We start from the raw sequence: 21347 nt of genomic DNA, 5'->3' as shown, positions 1-21347 counted from the left end.
CTGTTTTTCCGTTGTCCGTAGCGACCGCAGGGAGCACCAAAGTGAATGCCACAGCTGCAATGCCCAACATGCCTGCCGATTACAGCGACCTCAAGGCCGTGTACTTCAACGGCACCCTCAAGAAGTCCCCGGAGACCTCGCACACCCAGGGCCTGATCGAGGTCAGCCGCCGGATCATGGAAAAACACGGCGTGAGCACGCGGGTCATCCGGACGGTGGACCACGACATCGCCAGCGGCGTCTATCCGGACATGCGCGAGCACGGCTGGCAGACCGATGAATGGCCGGAGCTCTATCCGTCCGTCCGGGACGCCGACATCGTCGTCGTGGCCGGACCGATCTGGCTGGGCGACAACTCCTCGCAGACCAAGAAACTTATCGAACGCCTTTATGCGCACTCCGGCGAGCTCAACGGCAAGGGACAGTGGGCGTTCTACCCCAAAGCGGGCGGCTGTCTGATCACCGGCAATGAGGACGGGATCAAGCACTGCGCCATGAACGTCCTCTACAGCCTCCAGCACATTGGCTTCACCATCCCCCCGCAGGCCGACGCCGGCTGGATCGGCGCCGTGGGGCCGGGCCCGAGCTATCTCGATGCAGGCTCCGGCGGTCCGGAAAGTGACTTCACCAACCGCAACACCACCTTCATGACCTGGAACCTGCTGCACCTGGCCCGGATGCTGAAGGACTCCGGCGGCATTCCCGCCTACGGAAACCTGCCAGAGGCCTGGAAAGCCGGGACCAGGTTTGACTTCGAAAATCCGGAATACCGCTAAGCCCTAAGGACTTCTACTACATATGACTAACAAGAGCCCCCTGCTGGCGCGCCCCGGCGCCGTCGAGGCCGGCGGCGCGGACGCCGGCGTCGCCTCCCACTACGGCGAACCGCTGCGCGAACAGCGCGCGCTGGCCGCCGGCACCGCCGTCGTCGACCTGTCCCACCGCGGTGTCGTCACCGTTGCCGGGCCGGACCGGCTGAGCTGGCTCAACACCCTGTCCTCCCAGCAGCTCACCAACCTGGCGGCCGGCCAGTCCAGCGAGCTGCTGCTGCTCAGCGTGCAGGGCCGGATCGAATTCGACGCGCGGGTGGTGGACGACGGCGCGACGACCTGGCTGATCGTGGAGTCAGCCGAAGCCGGCCCGCTGGCCGAGTGGCTGAACAAGATGAAGTTCATGCTGCGCGTCGAGATTACCGACGTGTCGGCGGACTGGGCCGTGCTGGGAACCACCCGGAAGGTGCCGGAATGGTCCGGCCTGCTGGTGTGGGAAGACCCCTGGCCGCATGTCGGCGCCGGCGGCTACTCCTACGCTGTGGTGGGGGAGGACGCCCACCCCGGGCTGGAACGGCCCTGGTTCGAATACCTCGTACCGGCCGCCGGGCTGGAAGCCACGGTGGGCGACCGCCCGCTCGCCGGCGTCTGGGCGGCCGAGGCGCTGCGGATCGCGGCGTGGCGGCCCCGCTGGGGCGCCGAAACCGACGACAGGACCATCCCGCACGAACTGGACCTCCTCCGCACCGCCGTGCACCTGAACAAGGGCTGCTACAAAGGCCAGGAAACCGTGGCCCGAGTCCACAACCTGGGCCACCCGCCACGCCGGCTGGTGTTCCTGCAGCTCGACGGCTCGCAGCACACCATGCCTGCGGTCGGCAGTGAAGTCCGGTCCGGTGATCGCAAGGTGGGCACCGTGACGTCCGTGGCGCAGCACTACGAAATGGGGCCGGTGGCCCTGGCGGTGGTCAAGCGTTCCGTCCCGCCGGAGGAAGTACTGACCGTACTGGACGGCGACGAGCCCTACACCGCGGCGCAGGAAGTCATCGTGGCTCCCGATGCCGGCCAGGTCGTGGGCCGCCAGACAGGCTTCCTGCGGGGCACACGATGAGCGGCGATACTTCCGGCGCCCCCGACGAGGAAACCCTGGCCCTGGCCCATGCCCTCTTCGACGCGGCCCGTGCAGGGGACAACACGCTGCTCGAGCGCTATCTGTCCGCCGGCGCCCCGGCGACCATGACCAACGCGGCCGGCGATTCCCTGCTGATGCTCGCGGCCTACCACGGCCACGCCGGCACCGTCCGGCTGCTCCTGGCGCACGGCGGAGAGGCCAATTCCGCCAACGACCGCGGGCAGACGCCGCTGGCGGGGGCCGTTTTCAAGGGCTACACAGACGTAGCGCAGCTGCTGGTCGAGGCCGGCGCGGACCCCGACGCCGGGACGCCCTCCGCCCGGGCAGCGGCACAGATGTTCGAACGTAAAGACATCCTGGCCCTGCTGGGCTGAGGCGCCGCCGCGGTGCCGCGGTGTCTTGCGCCCTAATACTCCATATGGAATAGTTCTAGTGGAATAACTGCCGCGGCTTCCGGCCGCATTGAGTGACACCGCGTGAAGGACAACGCACCATGGCCCGAACCGCACCCCTGACACCGCTGGGGGTCGCCGCACTTTCCCTGTTGGTGGAAGAGCCCATGCATCCGTACGAGATGTACCAGCTGCTGATGGCCCGGCATGAGGACCGGCTCGTGAAGGTCCGGCCGGGAACGCTGTATCACGCGGTCGGACGGCTCGAGGAGCAGGGGCTGGTCTCCGCCACCGGCACGGACCGTGAGGGCAACCGTCCCGAACGCACCACTTATGAGATCTCCGGGGCGGGCCGGGAAGCCCTGACCCAGAGGCTTCAGGACATGCTGTCCGTCCCCGCCAACGAGTACCCCTCGTTCCCGCTGGCCGTCTCGGAAGCGTACAACCTGCCGGCCGGCGTCGTGATTGACCTGCTCGAGGGCCGCCTCAAGGGCCTGGCGGAGCAGCTGGACTTCCTCGCCGCCGCGCAGGAGCGGGTCCGGACGAAGGGCGTCGAACGCAAGTACTGGATCGACATGGAGTACCAGCAGGCCATGCTGCGCGCCGAGACCGGCTGGATCCGCAACCTCCAGGCCCAGCTTGGCACCGGACAGCTGGCCTGGTAGCCCATCCGGGGCACCGGCAGCGACGAATGCTTTTGGAACGACGACAACCATCCTTTTCAACCCGTAAGGAATCCCATGGAAAACGTTGCCAGGCCGTGGCCGGCACTCTGGTCCCTCGTGATCGGGTTCTTCATGATCCTGGTCGACACGACCATCGTCTCGGTGGCAAATCCCCGCATCATGGAGGGCCTCAACACCGACATCAACTCGGTTATCTGGGTGACCAGCGCCTACCTGCTCGCCTACGCCGTGCCGCTGCTGATCACCGGCCGGCTGGGCGACCGCTTCGGCCCGAAGAAGCTCTACCTGACCGGGCTCGTCGTCTTCACCCTGGCCTCCCTGTGGTGCGGGCTCTCCGGTGACGTGCAGATGCTGATCCTGGCCCGCGTGTGCCAGGGCTTCGGCGCCGCGCTCATGACGCCGCAGACCATGGCGGTCATCACCCGGATCTTCCCGCCAGACCGGCGCGGGGCGGCGATGGGAATCTGGGGCGCCACGGCCGGCGTCGCCACCCTGGTCGGCCCGATCCTCGGCGGCGTCCTTGTCGACGGCCTCGGCTGGGAGTGGATCTTCTTCATCAACCTGCCGGTGGGTCTGGTCGGGTTTTTCCTGGCCCTGCGCTATGTGCCTTCCCTGAGCACCCACCCGCACAAGTTCGACATCCCCGGCGTGCTGCTCAGCGCTGTCGGGCTGTTCCTGCTGGTGTTCGGCATTCAGGAGGGCGAGACCTACAACTGGGGCACCATCACCGGTCCCATCACGGTGTGGGGGCTTATCATCTCCGGGATCGCGGTCCTGGTGGTGTTCGTCGTGTGGCAGAAGGTGAACAAGGGCGAACCCCTGCTGCCGCTGTCCCTGTTCAAGGACCGCAACTTCTCCCTGGCCAACATCGGCATCACCACGGTCGGCTTCACGGTGACCGCCTTCAGCCTCCCGCTGATCTTCTACTACCAGATTGTCCGGGGCCTGACCCCCACCCAGTCGGCGCTCATGATGGTGCCGATGGCGCTCATCTCCGGCGGACTCGCCCCGGTGGTGGGCAAGATCATCGACCGGGTCAACCCGAAGTTCATCACCGCGGCCGGCCTGGTCCTGATGTCGGTGGCGCTGTTCTGGAACTCCTCCCTCATGCACCCCGACACGCCGATCTGGCTGTTCCTCCTGCCGAGCGCGGTACTGGGGTTCGCGAACGCGGGCATCTGGGCGCCTCTGAGCTCCACGGCGACCCGTAACCTGCCGCCGCGCCAGGCGGGCGCCGGCTCGGGTGTCTACAACACCACCCGGCAGATCGGTGCGGTCCTGGGCAGCGCCGCGATAGCGGTGTTGATCCAGGCCCGGCTCGCGGCGGAGCTTCCGGCGGCGCCGGCTGGTTCCGGCGGTGCCAGCCCCATGGCCTTCGGCGGCACACTGCCCGAGGCACTGAAGGAGGGATTCTCGACGGCGATGGGCCAGTCCATCATGCTGCCTGCTGCCGTCATCCTGATCGGCGCGGCAGTGGCACTGTTCTTTGCCAAGCCCCAGCCGGTGCAGGGCTGGGCAACGCCCGGTACTGCACCGGCAGCGGCGGCCGGCACCAGGGGCGGTGTGGTGCAGTCCCGCTGAGGGCAGTCCCGCTGAGGTGAGGCCGGGGTGCCGCCGGGTTAGCCCAGCAGCACACTGGTCTGGATGCCGCCGGCGGTAAAGCCCAGGCTCCGGGCAATGGCCAGCGAGCCCTGGTTACTGACATCGGAGCGCCACTGCAGCGTCAGTCCGGACGCCAGGGCCTCGTGGGCGGCGATCGAGGCCGCCAGCGATCCCAGTCCGCGCCGGCGCCACTCCGGGGCGACCAGCACGCCCATGTGCGCCAGGATGCCCTCCCATTCGGTGTACGCGCCGCAGGCGACCGGGGTCCGGCGGCCCTCTTCCAGATGCATGATGGTGAAGCGGTGCTCAAGGTCCGAGAGACCCACCTCGTTCACATCATCCGGCGGGCAGGCGGCTTCCAGTTCGATCGCTTCCGGATTTCCGTGCGAGACGGTGAGCTCCTCCGACGGCTGCTGCAGGGGCAGATCGTCCGCGAAGAACAGCGCCGCCGCACCGAGCCCGTGTCCGCCGTGGTCCCGGGTGATGGTCAACAGGGTGAGGTGCTGTGCGAGTTCGCCGTCGGACAGCCCGACGGCGGCGTCCAGCGCCCACTGCGGGCCGACGAGGGCCGAATTGCCGAACAGCCGGACGAACTGGACGGCCCGGGCCGACTCATCGGCACGCGTGATGCGCTCGCCCGCGGCGGCCGCGAAGGCGCCGTCGTCGAGCCCCAGGCGGCGGGCCCACGCGAGCTGGATGATGTCGACCGAACCGGGCTCAAGTGTCATGGCTCCACCCTACCCACCGGCGTGTCGGGCTGAGTGCGGCGGAGCAGGTGGGTCAGCCGAAGAGGACCGCGGCCTCGTCATAGCGGTATTTCGGGACAGTCTTGAGGTTGCCGAGGGCAGCGTCGAATCCCACGTGGACAATGTCGGTGCCGTTCAGGGACACCATGGTGCCCCAGCGTTCCTCGACGACGGAGTCGATGGCGGCCATCCCCAGGCGGGTTGCCAGCACCCGGTCGAACGCGGTGGGAACCCCGCCGCGCTGGATGTGGCCCAGAACGGTCGCCCGGGTTTCGATGCCGGTCATGGCCTCCAGTGCCGGGGCCAGCCGCTCGGAAATCCCGCCGAGCCGCGGGCGGCCGAAGGTGTCCAGGCCGCGTTCGGAGTGCGGCGTCTCCTGGTCGTCCGGGACGAAACCTTCCGCGACCACAACGAGCGGCGCGCGGCCGCGGTCCCGGGCCGAGACCACCCACTCGGCGATCTGCTCCATCGAGGCCTTCTGCTCCGGGATCAGGATGGCGTGGGCGCCCGAGGCCATGCCGGCGTGCAGCGCGATCCAGCCCACGTGCCGGCCCATGACCTCGGCGATCATGCAGCGGTGGTGGGACTCTCCCGTGGTGCGCAGGCGGTCGATCGCTTCGGTGGCGATCTCGACAGCGGTGTCGAAGCCGAAGGTGTAGTCGGTCGCGTCGAGGTCGTTGTCGACGGTCTTGGGGACGCCGACGATCTTCAGTCCGGCGTCGGTGAGCCGTTTCGCGGCGGCCAGGGTGCCTTCGCCGCCGATGGCGATCAGGGCGTCGATGCCCAGCCGGTCCATGTTGGCCTTGATGACCTCCGGCCCGCCGTTGTTTTCGAACGGGTTGGTGCGTGAGGTGCCCAGGATGGTCCCGCCCTGCTTGGCGATGCCGCGGACCATGGTGCGGGGGATGTCGATGGTGTCAGCCTCGACGACGCCGCGCCAGCCGTCCAGGAATCCCACGAATTCGTGGCCGTGGACGGCGATGCCCTTCAGGACGGCGCCACGGATGACGGCATTCAGTCCGGGGCAGTCTCCGCCGCTGGTGAGGATTCCAATTTTCATGTCTCGGCTCAAATCCTGGTTCGAAGGTGTACAGGCAGAGCGCCACGCTGAGCTCACCTTAGAGTCTAATCGCGCCTGTGGGCCACGACACAAACGGTTACAACGGGAAGTGCCCCCGCCGGCCGGCAGGGGCACTTCACTTCCTGGTCGGGGCCGTCAGGGCCGGGGCGAGCGCTTCGACAGGAACGACTCAAGGATGATGGCGTTCTGCTGGTCCGGGAGGAGCAGCCAGGCCACGAGGTAGAACACGAATGCCGGCCCGGGAAGCAGCGCAATAAGCAGGAAAGCGATCCGGACGAACGCAACGTCAACGTTCAGTTTGGCGGCGATCCCGCCGCACACACCGCCCAGCCAGCGCTGCGGACCACGTTTCAGGCCAAGGCCCCGGATGGTGCTGAAGAATTTATCCATAATTCAAGACTTCCCTGTCGATGCTTCTTTGTCACGTCCGCGGGCCGAGAGCACCCCGCCGATCACGAGTGCCGCCCCGGCGCCGATCATCAGGCCGATCACCACGTAGGTGCCGTTGAGCGCCACGATGCCGAGCTGGGAGACGATGATGAGCGCCGCGAGGGCCACCACGATCAGCCCCCAGACGATCGTGCCCACACGGGGCGCGGCGTCCTCCACCGGGTCCGGGTACCGCGGCGTGGAAGCCCGGCTGGTGCCTTCCGGGCCGCCGGTAGGTGCGTCATAGCTGCTCATGTCAGTTCCCTTCCTTGATGGTGACGTTGCTGAAGGTGCCGTCGATCCTGACGATCAGCGTGGCTCCCGGCTTGCCGGTGTTGTAGTGGCTTTGCTGGGTGGTCATGCCGCTGTGGTTCTGGCTTCCCTCCTTGAGGTTCCCCATGGTCATGTCGGCGCGGATCTCGACCGGTACGGAGTCCGGAATGACCACCGTGAGGTTGCTCGCCGTAGCGTCGATGGGGACCACAAGATCGGTTCCCAGCGGCGGATTGAGCGCGAGCCGCGTCAGGTCCACGGTCCCGGTGCCGGCCGTGATGTCGAAACCGCCCCGGGCCTGGTCGAGGCTCACCGGTGACCAGTCGGCGTTCTGCGGGCGGAAGCGGTCGCCGTTGGGAAGCACGTTGAAGATGCCGCCGACGATCAGGGCGACGACGGCAAAAAACCCGAGGATGCCCGAGGTGCGGCCCCTGAGCCCGGCGATGAGAATGCCGAGACCCAGGACCACCGCAGCGCTGGCCCAGACGATGGCGTTGCTGGAGGTGCCCAGGTCGATCACGTTGGCGACGTCGAGGGCCTTGAGGCCGCCGCCCACCAGCAGGGCGACGCCGGCGGTGACTGCGACGGCGGGGGCGCCGGGACCTGGATTCCGGGTCTTGGCCGGCGGGACGGGCCCGCCGCGCTCCGGCTGGTAGGCACCGCCCGGCGGGGGGACGGGTCCCGAGGGCGGGGGCGCGCCCCAGGCCGGGCCGGGGATGGTGGAGTCACCGTAGCGGGGCAGCGTGCCGGACGCGCCGTACCCGGTGGTGGCGAACGGCGCCGGCGGGGTTGCCGGCGTTGAGGGGGTTGACGGGGCCGGCGGGTAGGCCGGGTCTGTCGGGCTTCCGGGCTGGGGATTCGAGGACATGGGCATGGCTCCGATCCGGGATTTGTTGCGCTGGGTCAGGTAATAGATGAGGTAGATAGCGCCGCCCACCCAGAAGACGGTCCAGATGAAGGGGACGAAGCCGTAGCGGTCCCAGCCCCAGACACCGGTACCCAGGCTGGGGAAGCCGATGATTGTGGTGACCAGGGCACCGGTCATCCCGGCCGTCCAGCGGCCTGCGGCGGCCTCCTGGACGTGGATGCGGCCGTCGGGTTCGGGCAGGAGGGCCCAGGCGACGCCGTAGAGCAGGACGCCGACGCCGGCGAAGACAGTCAGGACGATGAGGATGCCGCGGATAATCAGCGGGTCGACGCCGAAGCGCTCGGCGATGCCGCTGGCCACTCCGCCGATCCAGCGCTCGCGGCCACGATGGATGCCCTGGCTGCGGATCCAGTCGAAGAAGTTCTGCGGCTGGCCGGTGGCCGGCGGGGGCGTCGGGCCAAAGTACGGCGGCGGGGCCGTCGCGCCGGAGTGGGGCGGTGGCGTTCCGGGGCCGCCGGGGCCGGCTGAAAAGTCCAACGGGAGAGTCGCGGAAGTATCCAGCGGTGCAGTGGCGTCCATATCGGCAGCGGGCCGCTGCCCTGCCGCAAAGCCGCCTGTAGGCTCTGCGGGTTCAGTGCCGGAACTGCCGGAGGGCTCTGCGGGCTCAGCAGCCTGTTGTCCTGCGGGCTGCCCGGCAGTGCGGTCTGCCCGGTCGTGTCCTTCATCGGGGTTCGGAGTGTGCGGATTCATACTTCGATCCTCCCGTCAGCCACGGATCCGCTCTACTGGGGGACACCCTGAACTGTCCCTGAGTCACCCCCGGTTAGAGGCGGAAACGGGTCCCGGAAACCCTGATCCATGCTTGGATTGAGTCATGACAACCGCCGTGTCCCGCCCGCCGCTGGTGCGCGGCAGCGACCGGGTGATTGCCGGCGTCTGCTCCGGCCTCGCCCGGCATCTGGGCTGGCCGCTGCGGCTGGTCCGGATCGGCATGGTGGTCGCCGCGCTCGCGGGCGGTGCCGGAGTCGCGTTCTATGCCTGGCTCTGGATCATGGTGCCCACCGCCGACGAAAGCGCCAAACGCGATTCCCGCCGGCCGGCGTCGCCCATCGCGCCGGCGGTCAGCGCACCCTTTGCGGCCTCCACGGCTGGGACGTACGGTCCCGGCCCCTATGCGGGTTCCCCGTCGGAGTCCCCGACCCCCTGCGCAGCCGCTGCCGCCGGCACGGCAGCTCCGGAGGCGGCAGCCGCGCCGGCCGGGTCGGTTCCGGCCGGCGCCTGGCGGAACAGGGTCACCGGGATGCGTTACGGCAAGGAGATACTGCTCGGTGCGGGACTGCTGCTGGCCGCCGGCATCCTGATCGCCCGCCTGCTCGGCGTTGATGTTCCGCTCGGAACGCTCATCCCGGTCGCGGCCATCCTCGGCGGCGCGGCCATTGCCTGGATGCAACTGGATGAGACCCGGCGGGCAGGGCTCGTGGACAAGACCAAAGCGGACCAGGCCGGCGGCTGGGCCCGCCTCGCGGCCGGGCTGGCGCTCGTTGTGGCCGGCGTCCTGGTGATGGTCTCCGGCTCCGGTTCCTGGGAACAGACGTGGCTCGCCCTGCTGTCCTCCGTCGCGGTGCTCGGCGGCGTGGCGCTGGTTCTCCTGCCCTGGGGACTGAAATTCTGGCGCGACCTGGAGACGGAACGGGCCGGGCGGGTCCGCGCCACCGAACGGGCCGAGATCGCCGCGCACCTTCATGACTCCGTGCTGCAGACGCTGGCCCTGATCCAGCGGCGCGCCGGCAACGAGAGCGACGTCGTCCGCCTCGCCCGCGCCCAGGAGCGCGAGCTGAGGGGCTGGCTGTACCGGGACCCGGGCAAGGAATCCGGGCAACTGTCCGAGGGCATCAAGGCCGCGGCGGCGGAAGTGGAAGACACCCTGGGCCATGCCGTCGAGGTGGTCACGGTAGGCGACTGCCCCATGTCCGAACGGCACGAGGCCCTTGTCCAGGCGGCCCGCGAGGCGATGCTGAACGCGGCCCGGCACGGCGGCGGCGCGGTATCGGTATACCTGGAAGTGACCGACGGCTGGGCCGAGGTCTTCGTGAAGGACCGCGGCCCCGGCTTCGACCCGGACGCCGTCCCCGCGGACCGGCTGGGGGTCCGCGAATCGGTCATCGGGCGGATGAACCGCCACGGCGGCACCGCCACCATCAGCAGCAGCCCGGACGGCACCGAGGTGCGGCTGAGGCTGCCCCTGTCAGCGGCACCCGCCGGCGCCGGCAACAGCAACGGAGAGGTACGACTGTGAGCAGCACTGAAGCGGGGAGCCCGGCGCCGGGGATCCGGGTGGTGATCGTGGATGACCACGCCATCTTCCGCTCCGGCCTGAAGGCCGACCTGGACCCGGACATCATTGTGGCCGGCGAGGCCGGGACGGTGGAAGGGGCCGTGGCTGTGATCGCGGCCGTGCGTCCCGACGTCGTTCTCCTCGATGTCCATCTGCCGGGCGGCCTTGGCGGCGGCGGCCGGGAAGTGCTGGCCGGCTCGGCGCCTTTGCTCGGCAGCACCCGGTTCCTGGCCCTGAGCGTCTCGGACGCGGCCGAGGACGTCGTCTCGGTGATCCGGGCCGGCGCCCGCGGCTACGTGACCAAGACCATTTCCGGCGCGCAAATTTCGGACGCCGTCCGTCGGGTCGCGGGCGGCGACGCCGTCTTCTCGCCCCGGCTGGCCGGCTTTGTGCTGGACGCCTTCGGCACCGCTCCGGCCGACATCGCTGACGACGAACTCGACAGGCTTTCCGCCCGCGAGCTCGAGGTGATGCGGCTGATCGCCCGCGGCTACAGCTACAAGGAAGTCGCGAAGGAACTGTTCATCTCAATCAAGACCGTGGAAACCCACGTCTCGGCGGTGCTGCGCAAGCTGCAGCTCTCCAGCAGGCACGAACTCACCCGCTGGGCCGCCGAACGCCGGCTCCTCTGACGCTCCCGCAGCCCGGACATGCCCATTCTTAAACGCAATCAGTGGACAGAATGGCATTCTGTCCACTGATCGCGGGCAGGACTGGACATGTCCAGTCCTGCGGGGTGGGTTGTGCGGTGCGTCCTACTTCGCCTTGCCGAGGAAGTCCTGCAGGCGGGCGACGCCGGTGGCCAGGTCCTCGTCGCCGAGGGCGTAGGAGAGGCGCAGGTAGCCGGAGGGTCCGAACGCCTCGCCCGGGACCACCGCCACCTCCACTTCATCCAGGATCAGCGTGGCCAGCTCTGCCGACGTCGCAGGCCGGACGGGCCCGTTCGCGGACGGGAACTCCTTGCCGAGCAGGGCCCGGACGTCCGCGTACACATAGAAGGCGCCCTTCGGCGTCGGGCATTCCACGCCCTCGATGGCGTTCAGCCCGGCCACGATGGCTTTGCGGCGGCGGTCGAAGGCGAGTTTCATCTCATCGACGGCGGTCAGCGGCCCGGACACCGCGGCAAGGGCGGCCATCTGCGGAATGTTGGAGACGTTCGACGTCGCGTGCGACTGCAGGTTTGTCGCGGCCTTGATCACGTCGGCCGGCCCAATCATCCAGCCGACACGCCAGCCGGTCATGGCATAGGTTTTCGCCACGCCGTTGAGGATGACGACCTTGTCGCCCAGTTCGGGGACGGCCGTCGCGATCGAGGTGAAGGGCACGCCGTCGTACGTCAGGTGCTCATAGATCTCATCCGTGACAACCCACAGGCCCTTCGAAGCGGCCCACAGGCCGATCTCCCTCACCTGCTCCGGCGAGTACACGGCGCCGGTGGGGTTGGAGGGGGAGACGAAGAGCAGGATCTTGCTGCGGTCCGTCAGGGCACCTTCGAGCTGCTCCACCGTGACCAGGTATTCCTGCTCCGGTCCGGCGAAAACCTCCACCGGCACGCCTCCGGCGAGCCGGATGGCCTCCGGGTAGGTGGTCCAGAACGGCGTGGGGACGATGACCTCGTCGCCCGGATCGAGCAGCGTGGCGAAGGTGTTGTACACGGCCTGCTTGCCGCCGTTGGTGACGAGCACCTGGGATGCCTCGGCCTTGTAACCGGAATCCCGGAACGTCTTGGCCGCGATGGCCTGCTTCAGCTCCGGCAGGCCCCCGGCAGGGGAGTAGCGGTGGAACCTGGGCTGGACGGCGGCTTCGATGGCTGCCTGAACGATGTAGTCGGGGGTCGGGAAGTCGGGCTCCCCGGCGCCGAAGCCGATCACCGGCCGGCCGGCCGCCTTCAGCGCCTTCGCCTTGGCATCAACAGCCAACGTGGCGGATTCGGCTATGGCGGAAATTCGCTTTGAAATGCGGGCGGCAGGCATCGCGGGTCCATTCTTCGCTTGCAGCGGGGTGGCTGTTTGTGGGATTCGACGGAATCTACTCTATGCTGTTCACCGGATCGTCCGGGGGGACGGCGCGCAAATGTGACTGCCGTTGCGGCAGATGCTTTCAGCAGCCGGTTTTTCTCCCTTCGTTCTCCCGCCCGGTTTCTCTGCAGGATTTCCCGGGGGACGGACGCTCGGTGAGGGCCGGTTCGACGTAGGCGCAGTTGTTGCGTAGACTGGTTCTCCGGTGTTGAAAACACGATGATGGTCTGCGCCTCAGCGAAGTCTGGGGAAACGGGCCGGACCTGGTTTTCGATCCATAGGGTAGTGGCGCAATTGGTAGCGCAGCGGTCTCCAAAACCGCAGGTTGCAGGTTCGAGTCCTGTCTGCCCTGCGCAAGCTGTCCCGGTTCTCCGGGGCAAGCGCAGCACCCATGGTTCAGTTCAGAGCCGGGTATCCGACATTGCGAGGATGAGTGAGGACCAGGTGACCGAAACAGCTGCAAGCAGCTCAAGTGGCCGCCCCGCCAAGAATGCCCCCAAGGCAGGCTTCTTCGCTCGAATCGCCCTCTTCGTCCGCCAGGTCATCGGCGAACTGAAGAAGGTCGTTGCACCGACCCGCAAGGAACTGATCAACTACACGATCGTGGTGCTGGTATTCGTGGTCATCATGATGCTCCTCACCACCGTGCTGGATCTGGCCTTCGGGACCGCAGTGGGCTGGGTATTCGGCGGCACGAGCCCCACGGACCGCTGACGCGACCGGTCCGCAGACTACGTGGATTACCACCGGGATTCCGGAGGTTCTGCGGGGTGTGCGGAATTGAGTCATTTAAATAGGCATGTTAGGCAATGAGGAAGCAGGAGACCAAGTGTCTGAGCAGGAGCTCGAGGTAACTGAGACTGAGCTGGATAAGAGCCAGGACGCCGCGGTGGAAGCCGGGGAAGAGTCCGAGGCTGCGTCTGCTGCGCCCGAATCCGACGTCGCCGACGAAGCCGCTGACACGGCAGAGGCTGGCGAAGCCACCACTGACGAGTCCGCTGAGGCGGAGACCGCCGACGCCGGCGAAGAAGCGACCGCTGGCGATGAAGCAGTCGAAGCCGAAGAAGGGTCCGACGACGCGCTGGCCGCTGCTGCCGCCGCCGCCGAGGTTGACCCGGCCGATGAGTTCAAGGCCAAGCTGCGCCGCCAGGAAGGTGACTGGTACGTCATCCACTCCTACGCCGGCTACGAAAACCGCGTCAAGGCCAACCTTGAAACCCGCATCCAGACCCTGGACATGGAAGATTACATCTTCGAAATCCAGGTTCCGATGGAGGAAGTCGTTGAGATCAAGAACGCTCAGCGCAAGGTCATCAACCGCGTCCGCATCCCCGGCTACGTCCTGGTCCGCATGGACCTGACGGATGCCTCCTGGGGCGCCGTCCGCCACACTCCCGGCGTCACCGGCTTCGTGGGCAACGCCCACAACCCGGTCCCGCTGCGCCTCGACGAGGTCTTCTCCATGCTCGCCCCGGTCTTCGAGGAAGAGCAGGCGGAGAAGGGCAAGCCGATCAAGCATGCAGCCGCGCAGATCGACGTCGACTTCGAGGTTGGCGAGTCGGTCATCGTCAAGGAGGGCCCCTTCGAGACCCTTCCGGCCACGATCTCCGAAATCAAAGTGGACTCCCAGACCCTCGTGGTCCTGGTCTCCATCTTCGAGCGCGAGACCCCGGTCACGCTGGCCTTCAACCAGGTCAGCAAGATCTAGCTTTTCCCCACAGAATTCGCCCCGGGCTGCCCGCTTTAGCAGCCAGGTGCGGCCGGCCGCCTCGCCATGGCGGCCAACAACCTGAGGCACGCTCCTGTGTCCCAGGAAATATTTGAGAGAAGGACCCTACATTGGCTCCCAAGAAGAAGGTCACCGGCCTCATCAAGCTGCAGATCCAGGCAGGTGCCGCTAACCCGGCCCCGCCCATCGGTCCTGCGCTTGGCCAGCACGGTGTCAACATCATGGAATTCTGCAAGGCGTACAACGCTGCGACGGAAGCCCAGCGCGGCAACGTTATCCCCGTGGAAATCACGGTCTACGAGGACCGTTCCTTCACGTTCATCACCAAGACCCCGCCGGCTGCGGAGCTCATCAAGAAGGCTGCAGGCGTTGCCAAGGGTTCGCCCACCCCGCACACCGTCAAGGTTGCAAAGCTGACCCAGGCCCAGGTCAACGAGATCGCCACCACCAAGATGGAAGACCTCAACGCCACGAGCCTGGAAGGCGCCGCGAAGATCATCGCCGGCACCGCCCGTTCCATGGGTATCACCGTCGAAGGCTAATAGCCTTCCCCGCCGGGCAACCGGCACCACCTAAACATTGAGACGTTGGGAACCCGGACAAGCCGTTCGGACTCCCGACTGTGGCAGGGCCCAGCGCGGTCCGCAGACCACAACTGCACAAGGAGAATAAGCAGCATGGCAAAGCGCAGCAAAGCATATGAGGCAGCCGCAGCCAAGATCGACGCGGAGAAGTTTTACGCGCCGTTCGAGGCAGTGACGCTGGCCAAGGACACCAACCCGTCCAAGTTCGACGCCACCGTTGAGGTTGCATTCCGCCTGGGTGTCGACCCGCGTAAGGCCGACCAGATGGTCCGCGGCACCGTTATCCTGCCGCACGGCACCGGTAAGACCGCCCGCGTCCTCGTCTTCGCCACGGGCGACAAAGCTGAGGCAGCAATCGCAGCCGGCGCCGACTTCGTTGGTTCCGATGACCTGATCGAAAAGATCGCAGCCGGCTGGACCGACTTCGACGCCGCCGTTGCCACCCCTGACCTCATGGGCAAGGTTGGCCGCCTCGGCAAGGTTCTGGGTCCGCGTAACCTGATGCCGAACCCGAAGACCGGCACCGTGACCGCTGACGTCGCCAAGGCCGTCAACGACATCAAGGGCGGCAAGATCGACTTCCGCGTCGACAAGCACTCGAACCTGCACTTCATCATCGGCAAGGTTTCCTTCGACGCCCTCAAGCTGGCCGAGAACTACGCAACGGCTCTGGAAGAGGTCCTTCGCCTCAAGCCGTCCGCTTCCAAGGGACGCTACATCCAGAAGGCCACCGTGGCCACCACGTTTGGCCCGGGCATCTCGGTTGACCCCAACGTCACCAAGGTCCTGACCGAGGTCTAAGCCTCACCCGCCTGGCAGCAGGCAGCAGAAAAGACCGTCCCGCATCCGCGGGGCGGTCTTTTCCGCATTCCGGGGCACCGGCTACGCTGTTCCGGTGACTGCCGCGACGTGCCGCATTGAACGCCTCGTGCTTCCTGACGCCCTCGACTCCCCGGACGCCGGCGACTTCCTCGAGGTCGGGGAATTGTGCGACGCCCTGACGCTCCAGACCTGGGGCAACCTGGACCGGTCAACGCCGCCCGAGGCCCGGCTCCAGTTCTGGCGGGACAACGCCTACCGGAAAATCCAGCTGTTCTTTGTGCGCCAGGACGGACGCATGGCAGCCAGGTCCTGGGTCCGCTTCGGACTTCAGGAGAACCTCGGCAGCGCGACCGTCCATGTCGATGTTCTTGAGCAGTTCAGCGGCCGGGGGATCGGCCAGGCGCTGCTCCGCCACGCGGAGGCGCTGGCGGCCGCGGCGGGCCGCACCATCCTGCAGAGCTACACGGAGCACCCCGCCGGCTTCGACCCGGAGGACCACGGCGCAAACGTCAGGTCGGCCACCGGGGCGGGGGCACTTCCCGCTGGCGCGCGGGGCGTCCGCTTTGCCCTGAAAGCCGGGTACCGGCTGGAACAGGTCTCCCGCTTCAGCGCCCTGGATGTCCGCGCGCATGCCGCGTCGTGGGATGCGCTGGAACGGGAGGCCCTGGCCAAGGCGGGGGAGGACTATGAGCTGGTGTCCTGGACGGGCCGCTGCCCGGAGGAGCACACCGGGCAGCTCGCCGTGCTGATGTCCCGGATGAGCACCGACGCACCGACCGGGGACCTGAGCTACGGCCCGGAGATGTGGGACGTGGCACGGGTCCGCCACGTCGAGGACACCTGGCGGCGGTCCGGCCTGGCGTCCCTCGTGGCGGCCGCCCGGCACTGTGGCAGCGGGGAACTGGCCGCCTACTCGGTGCTTCAACTCACGCCGTCGAAACCGCGGCTGGGCGACCAGGACGACACCCTCGTCGCTGCCGGCCACCGTGGCCACCGCCTGGGCATGCTCGTCAAGATCCGCAACCTCGGCCGCCTGCTCGCGGAGTACCCGGCCGTGGAACGCGTTATTACCTTCAACGCGGCCGAAAACGCCCACATGCTCGCCATCAACGTTGCACTTGGTTTCCGACCGGCCGGCTTCGACGGCGAATGGCAGCGGACCCTCGACGCCGGCGGCCGGGCGTCGTAGCGGGACCGGAGCGCGTCGGACGATGGAACGCCGGCGCAAACCGGCATATGCTGACGGAGGAAGCCCTGTTAGTGCCGGGAATCCGGTACCCGTAGATGGCAGAACAGCTGGGGATGATGCCCGTTATGGCAAACGACGTACGGATTGAACAGCTGTGGATCCCCGATTCGCTTGACGGGCCGGACGCTGCCGACTTTATTGCCGCCGTCGAGGTGGGCCGCAAGGTGCGCATGCAGACCTGGGGGAGCGACGACCTCGCCTACGCGCCCCGGGAGAAACTGCTGGAGATGGCGGACCCGTACGAGCGCCAGGTCATCCTCGTGGCCAGGGTCGACGGCGAAATCGTCGGGACCGTCGACATCGCCTTGCCTCTCTCGGACAACCTCGACCTGGCCGAATTTGCCCTCGACATCCTGCCGGAGTTCCAGGGCCGCGGCGTTGGACGGCAACTCCTCGAAGCCGCGGAGCACTTTGCCCGGGACGAGGGCCGTCACACCATCCTGATCGACACGAACCATCCGAGCTCATCGCTGGGCGACAGCGAAGCCGGCCAGCTCGTGCCCGGGACGGGCCTTGGCTTCGTCCCGGTGAACAGCCGGGAAGTGGAATTCGCCCGGCACAGCGGCTATACCCTGCAGCACATCGAACAATTCAGTGCCTGCACGCTGCCCCTCGACAGTGAGCTCGTGGAGCAGCTGGAAACCGAGGCCGAGGAAGCGAACGCTGGCCGGTACCGGCTGCACCACTGGACGGACCGGTGCCCGGAACAATGGCTCGAAGCCGTCGCCGCGCTAGAAAACAGCGCCGGCGAAGACGGTGTGCCCGGGGCCGACGACGGGGGCATGGTGTTCGACGGCGGCATCCTCCGCGAGGCCGAGGACGTCGCCATCGCACAGGGACGCAGGACGGTGGTCACCGCCGTCGAACACATCGCCGGCGGCGAGCTCGTCGGCCTGACCACCATCAGCGTCCTCGCGATGCGCCCCGACGTCGTGTTCCAGGACGACACCGTGGTCCTGCGGGAGCACCGCGGCAATAAACTGGGCCTGCTGATCAAGGTCTCGAACATGGAGAGGCTCTCGGAGCAGTTCCCGGATGCCCGGGTCCTCTACACCTGGAACGCCCCGGAAAACCGGTACCTGCTCACCGTCAACCAGCAGCTCGGATTCACCACCGCCGGCGTAACAGGCATCTGGCAAAAGGAACTCCCGGACTTCGGCCCCAGCGTCAGCTGACAGCGCGCCCGGCAACCGGGGGGCGCCCGCCGGGGCCACGATTTGGAGCACACGCCCGGTCTCGCGTAAGCTGGAGGGACCAAAGACCGTCGGTTGTTGGAAATCCACTCTCCCAAGCAAGACTCACTTCTGCAGTCGCGCCGGGAGAGCCAGTGGATCTCCGGACGAAGGACCCTGAACATAGGGCGGCCGGCGCAGGTGAACGAAGCAAAGCTCCGCAGTCATGGACTGCGTCGAGACAAGCCCCGTGCATCTGCGCGGGGCGTTTTTTAGTTTTTAGCTCTTTTGAGCGGGGACCGGGAAATACCGGCACTATCCCCGGAAGGAGGGTTATGGCAACGCCTAGCAAGGTTTCAGCAGTAGCTGAGATCACTAACGATTTCAAGGAATCGAACGCCGCTGTCCTGACCGAATACCGTGGGCTCACCGTTGCACAGCTCAAGCAGCTGCGTGTCTCTCTCGGCCAGGACACCAAGTTCTCGGTCGTCAAGAACACCCTGACCGCCATTGCAGCCAAGGAAGCTGGGGTCGAAGCATTCGACGGCCAGCTCGCCGGCCCCACTGCAATCGCGTTCATCAAGGGTGACGCAGTTGCCGCTGCCAAGAGCCTGACGGATTTTGCCAAGACCAACAAGCAGCTGGTTATCAAGACCGGTTACTTCGAGGGCAAGGCACTGAACGCCAGCGAGGTTGCCGCACTGGCAGCACTCGAGTCCCGTGAGCTGCAGCTCGCAAAGGTTGCAGGCATCCTCAAGGCTCCTGCTGCCGCCGCTGTACGCATCATCGACGCACTGCGCCTCAAGCTTGAAGAAGAGAACGGCGCACCGGCTGAAGCCGAAGCGCCCGCCGCTGAAGAAGCTCCGGCCGACGCAGCAGCTGAGGCTCCGGCCGACGCCGCAGCCCCCGAAGAGAACTAACTCTTTAAACCAGACTCCGGTGCGAAGGCACGGCTCCGGCCGCCCGAGCACCACTATAGGAAGGACGCCACACCATGGCGAAGCTCACCAACGAAGAGCTCATTGAAGCTTTCAAGGAACTCACCATCATCGAACTCTCTGAGTTCGTCAAGCTCTTCGAAGAGACCTTCGAAGTAACGGCCGCTGCTGTTGCAGTTGCTGGCCCCGCTGCCGGCGGCCCCGCTGAAGAAGAAGAGCAGACCGCATTCGACGTCATCCTGGAGCACCCGGGCGACAAGAAGATTGCAGTCATCAAGGAAGTTCGTGCAATCACTTCCCTGGGCCTCAAGGAAGCCAAGGACGTTGTTGACAGCGCCCCGAAGGCCATCCTCGAAGGCGTCACCAAGGAAGCTGCCGAGAAGGCTGTTGCACAGCTCGAAGAAGCCGGCGCTCGCGTTACCCTCAAGTAACTCGCCGCTTCAGGGACTGTCCGGGAACCCAGCGTTCCCGTTCCGCTCCGGGAAACCCCGTCCACTCCGGTGGGCGGGGTTTCCTGCGTCCGGGCCGGAAACCAACGGAACATGAAATTCCCAAAACAGGTTGCTGGCTCTCTGTTCTCCCGGGATGGCGGGCCCCTAGACTTTGGTTTTGTGCCAACAGGCCGCCAACGCTGAGGAGCTCACACAATGACCGACCCCACCACCCCGCTCTCCCGCCGTGCCATGCTCACCGCGGCCCTCGTCGGAGGCAGCGCGGGCGCCGCGGCCCTGGCCGGGGCCCCGGCGGCTGGCGCATCCCCGGGCAGCGGCGGAAAACCGTTCACCCTGACGGTGCTTGGTACCACCGACCTGCACAACAATGTCTTCAACTGGGACTACTTCAAGAACACGCCCTACGCCGACACGGCAGGAAACAAGATCGGCATCGCCCAGGCGGCCACGCTGATCAAGGCGATGCGGGCCGAGCGCGGCGCGGCCAGCACGCTCACCATCGACGCCGGCGACACCATCCAGGGGACGCCCCTGGCCTACTACTTCGCAAAGATCAGCCCCGTTTCCGCCACGGTCAAGCACCCGATGGCGCTGGCCATGAACGCGGTGGGGTACGACGCCGTCGGCCTCGGAAACCACGAATTCAACTACGGCATCCCGCTGCTGCGCACCTGGGAAAGCCAGCTCGACTTCCCCCTGCTGGGCGCCAACGTCCACGACGCCGTCACCGGCCGGCGCGCCTTCAGCCCCTACGTCCTCAAACGGGTCAAGCCCGACAACGGCTGGGTCACCGTGGGCCTGGTCGGCTTCGTCACCCCCGGCTGCGCCCTGTGGGACCGCGACAACGTCCAGGGCAAGCTGGACTTCAACGGCATCGTCGAGGAAGCCAAAGTCGTCATCCCGCAGCTGAAGGCCGCCGGAGCCGACGTCGTCATCGTCACGAGCCACTCGGGCGCGACGCCGGGTTCCTCCTACGGCGATGCCCTGCCGTTCCCCGAGAACGCCTCCACTCAGCTGGCCGAAGAGGTACCCGACATCGACGCCATCCTGGTCGGCCACGCCCACCTGGAGATCCCGGAACGCTTCGTGGCCAACAAGGCCACCGGCAGGCAGGTGCTCCTGACCGAACCCCTCAAGTGGGGCATGCGCGTCTCCGTGATGGACCTGGAACTGGTCAAGGAGAAAGGCCGGTGGACCGTCACGTCCGCCCACTCGCACCTGCTGGACGCCAAGACGGTCGACGCCGACCCCGCCGTCGTGCGTGCCGTCCAGGCCGGGCACGAGGCGACGGTGAAGTACGTCAACGAGGTGATTGGCACCTGCACCGCCCCGCTGAGCACGGCCACCGCGTGCTGGGAGGACTCGGCCGCGATTGATGCGATCAACTACGTCCAGGCCAGCACCATCAAAGCCGAACTGGCCAACGGGCCGGCCGCCGCGCTGCCGGTCCTCTCAATCGCAGCCGCGTTCTCCCGTGCCGTGGACGTCAAGGCCGGGCCGCTGACCATCCGGGACGTCGCAGGGCTCTACATCTTCGACAACACGCTGCTGTCCATCAAGGTCACCGGCGCGCAGGTGAAGGATTACCTGGAATGGTCCGCGCAGTACTTCAAGCCGGTCTCCAGCACCACCGCCCGCGCCGCCGACGTCACCAACGCCGTCACCGCGGCGGCCCCGGGCGGGACACCGGACTACAACTACGACGTCGTCTACGGCCTTGACGCGCCGCTGAACTACGAGATTGACCTCGCGAAGCCGGTGGGGGAGCGCATCACCGGGCTCAGCTACGGCGGCCAGGCCCTGCGGATGGACCAGGAGTTCGCCCTGGCCATCAACAACTACCGGCAGAGCGGCGGCGGCAACTTCCCCGCCGTGAAGACGGCCCCGGTGCTCTCCAACAGCCAGCAGGAAATCCGGCAGCGGATCATCGACTACGTCGTGGCCAACGGAACCCTGGACGTGGCCCTGTTCAGCCAGGACAACTGGCGGCTCACCGTCAACGGCGCGGCCCTCACCGTCACCCCCTAGCCCCACCCAACACAAACGCGGGGTCACTTACGGCCCATCCC

22 protein-coding genes and 1 tRNA gene are annotated in these 21347 nt (G+C 67.0%); 17 read left to right on the top strand and 6 right to left on the bottom strand.

Annotated elements, in window-relative coordinates:
• Nucleotides 1-68: 68 nt before the first annotated feature.
• From QCD75_RS06455 to QCD75_RS06435, 5 genes are all read left to right on the top strand, one after another.
• A complete protein-coding gene (locus QCD75_RS06455; RefSeq protein WP_441005442.1) occupies nucleotides 69-776 on the top strand; it encodes a flavodoxin family protein in 708 nt (235 codons plus the stop codon).
• A gap of 22 nt (nucleotides 777-798) precedes the next feature.
• Complete coding sequence (gene ygfZ / locus QCD75_RS06450) at nucleotides 799-1881, top strand: CAF17-like 4Fe-4S cluster assembly/insertion protein YgfZ (RefSeq protein WP_301226817.1); 1083 nt, start codon at nucleotides 799-801, stop codon at nucleotides 1879-1881.
• A complete protein-coding gene (locus tag QCD75_RS06445) occupies nucleotides 1878-2276 on the top strand; it encodes an ankyrin repeat domain-containing protein (RefSeq protein WP_301226815.1) in 399 nt (132 codons plus the stop codon). The genes ygfZ and QCD75_RS06445 overlap by 4 nt, the downstream gene beginning before the upstream one ends.
• A gap of 119 nt (nucleotides 2277-2395) precedes the next feature.
• Nucleotides 2396-2959: a PadR family transcriptional regulator gene (locus QCD75_RS06440; protein ID WP_301226813.1), complete on the top strand. Its 564-nt coding sequence runs from the start codon at nucleotides 2396-2398 to the stop codon at nucleotides 2957-2959.
• Nucleotides 2960-3034: 75 nt separating this feature from the next.
• Nucleotides 3035-4561, top strand: a complete 1527-nt coding sequence (locus QCD75_RS06435; protein ID WP_301226811.1) for a DHA2 family efflux MFS transporter permease subunit — start codon at nucleotides 3035-3037, stop codon at nucleotides 4559-4561.
• 38 nt (nucleotides 4562-4599) lie between these two features.
• Here QCD75_RS06435 and QCD75_RS06430 read toward each other — a convergent pair whose 3' ends face one another.
• The 5 genes from QCD75_RS06430 to QCD75_RS06410 form a co-directional block, all read right to left on the bottom strand.
• A complete protein-coding gene (locus tag QCD75_RS06430) occupies nucleotides 4600-5310 on the bottom strand; it encodes a GNAT family N-acetyltransferase (protein WP_301226809.1) in 711 nt (236 codons plus the stop codon).
• A gap of 52 nt (nucleotides 5311-5362) precedes the next feature.
• Complete coding sequence (locus QCD75_RS06425; RefSeq protein WP_301226807.1) at nucleotides 5363-6388, bottom strand: 6-phosphofructokinase; 1026 nt, start codon at nucleotides 6386-6388, stop codon at nucleotides 5363-5365.
• A gap of 156 nt (nucleotides 6389-6544) precedes the next feature.
• Nucleotides 6545-6799 (bottom strand): PspC domain-containing protein, encoded by a 255-nt coding sequence (locus QCD75_RS06420; RefSeq protein ID WP_301226806.1) that lies wholly within the window; start codon nucleotides 6797-6799, stop codon nucleotides 6545-6547.
• 3 nt (nucleotides 6800-6802) lie between these two features.
• Entirely contained in the window at nucleotides 6803-7093 is a 291-nt protein-coding gene (locus QCD75_RS06415; RefSeq protein WP_301226804.1) for a hypothetical protein, read from the bottom strand.
• Nucleotide 7094: 1 nt separating this feature from the next.
• Nucleotides 7095-8516, bottom strand: a complete 1422-nt coding sequence (locus QCD75_RS06410) for a PspC domain-containing protein (protein WP_367400634.1) — start codon at nucleotides 8514-8516, stop codon at nucleotides 7095-7097.
• 337 nt (nucleotides 8517-8853) lie between these two features.
• Here QCD75_RS06410 and QCD75_RS06405 point away from each other — a divergent pair, with 337 nt between their 5' ends.
• Both QCD75_RS06405 and QCD75_RS06400 read left to right on the top strand, forming a co-directional pair.
• Nucleotides 8854-10275 (top strand): ATP-binding protein, encoded by a 1422-nt coding sequence (locus QCD75_RS06405; RefSeq protein ID WP_301226800.1) that lies wholly within the window; start codon nucleotides 8854-8856, stop codon nucleotides 10273-10275.
• Nucleotides 10272-10946 carry a LuxR C-terminal-related transcriptional regulator gene (locus QCD75_RS06400; protein WP_301226799.1) on the top strand — a complete coding sequence of 225 codons (675 nt, stop codon included), beginning with the start codon at nucleotides 10272-10274 and terminating at the stop codon, nucleotides 10944-10946. Before QCD75_RS06405 ends, QCD75_RS06400 begins: the two co-directional genes overlap by 4 nt.
• Before the next feature lie 123 nt (nucleotides 10947-11069).
• Here QCD75_RS06400 and QCD75_RS06395 read toward each other — a convergent pair whose 3' ends face one another.
• Nucleotides 11070-12287 carry a pyridoxal phosphate-dependent aminotransferase gene (locus tag QCD75_RS06395; protein WP_301226798.1) on the bottom strand — a complete coding sequence of 406 codons (1218 nt, stop codon included), beginning with the start codon at nucleotides 12285-12287 and terminating at the stop codon, nucleotides 11070-11072.
• 324 nt (nucleotides 12288-12611) lie between these two features.
• Between QCD75_RS06395 and QCD75_RS06390 the strand changes: the two genes are divergently transcribed.
• The 10 genes from QCD75_RS06390 to QCD75_RS06345 all read left to right on the top strand — a co-directional run bounded on the left by QCD75_RS06390 (nucleotide 12612) and on the right by QCD75_RS06345 (nucleotide 21306).
• Nucleotides 12612-12684 (top strand) — tRNA-Trp (locus QCD75_RS06390).
• 77 nt (nucleotides 12685-12761) lie between these two features.
• Nucleotides 12762-13046, top strand: coding sequence for a preprotein translocase subunit SecE (secE, locus tag QCD75_RS06385; protein ID WP_226760311.1), 285 nt, complete (start codon nucleotides 12762-12764; stop codon nucleotides 13044-13046).
• A gap of 115 nt (nucleotides 13047-13161) precedes the next feature.
• A complete protein-coding gene (gene nusG, locus QCD75_RS06380) occupies nucleotides 13162-14040 on the top strand; it encodes a transcription termination/antitermination protein NusG (protein WP_301226797.1) in 879 nt (292 codons plus the stop codon).
• Nucleotides 14041-14171: 131 nt separating this feature from the next.
• On the top strand, nucleotides 14172-14603 hold the full coding sequence (rplK, locus tag QCD75_RS06375) for a 50S ribosomal protein L11 (RefSeq protein ID WP_024365990.1): 432 nt from the start codon (nucleotides 14172-14174) through the stop codon (nucleotides 14601-14603).
• 135 nt (nucleotides 14604-14738) lie between these two features.
• Nucleotides 14739-15446, top strand: coding sequence for a 50S ribosomal protein L1 (rplA, locus tag QCD75_RS06370; protein ID WP_301226794.1), 708 nt, complete (start codon nucleotides 14739-14741; stop codon nucleotides 15444-15446).
• A gap of 94 nt (nucleotides 15447-15540) precedes the next feature.
• A complete protein-coding gene (locus QCD75_RS06365) occupies nucleotides 15541-16656 on the top strand; it encodes a GNAT family N-acetyltransferase (RefSeq protein WP_301226792.1) in 1116 nt (371 codons plus the stop codon).
• Between the two features lie 125 nt (nucleotides 16657-16781).
• Nucleotides 16782-17891, top strand: a complete 1110-nt coding sequence (locus QCD75_RS06360) for a GNAT family N-acetyltransferase (protein WP_301226790.1) — start codon at nucleotides 16782-16784, stop codon at nucleotides 17889-17891.
• Nucleotides 17892-18223: 332 nt separating this feature from the next.
• On the top strand, nucleotides 18224-18808 hold the full coding sequence (rplJ, locus tag QCD75_RS06355) for a 50S ribosomal protein L10 (RefSeq protein WP_301226788.1): 585 nt from the start codon (nucleotides 18224-18226) through the stop codon (nucleotides 18806-18808).
• 74 nt (nucleotides 18809-18882) lie between these two features.
• Complete coding sequence (rplL, locus tag QCD75_RS06350) at nucleotides 18883-19257, top strand: 50S ribosomal protein L7/L12 (protein WP_301226786.1); 375 nt, start codon at nucleotides 18883-18885, stop codon at nucleotides 19255-19257.
• A gap of 216 nt (nucleotides 19258-19473) precedes the next feature.
• Entirely contained in the window at nucleotides 19474-21306 is a 1833-nt protein-coding gene (locus tag QCD75_RS06345; protein WP_301226784.1) for a bifunctional metallophosphatase/5'-nucleotidase, read from the top strand.
• The last annotated feature ends 41 nt before the right edge of the window (nucleotides 21307-21347 follow it).

The organism is Arthrobacter sp. PsM3 (genome assembly GCF_030433895.1).
Lineage (GTDB): Bacteria > Actinomycetota > Actinomycetes > Actinomycetales > Micrococcaceae > Arthrobacter.
This window is presented reverse-complemented; position numbering and strand designations above follow the sequence as displayed.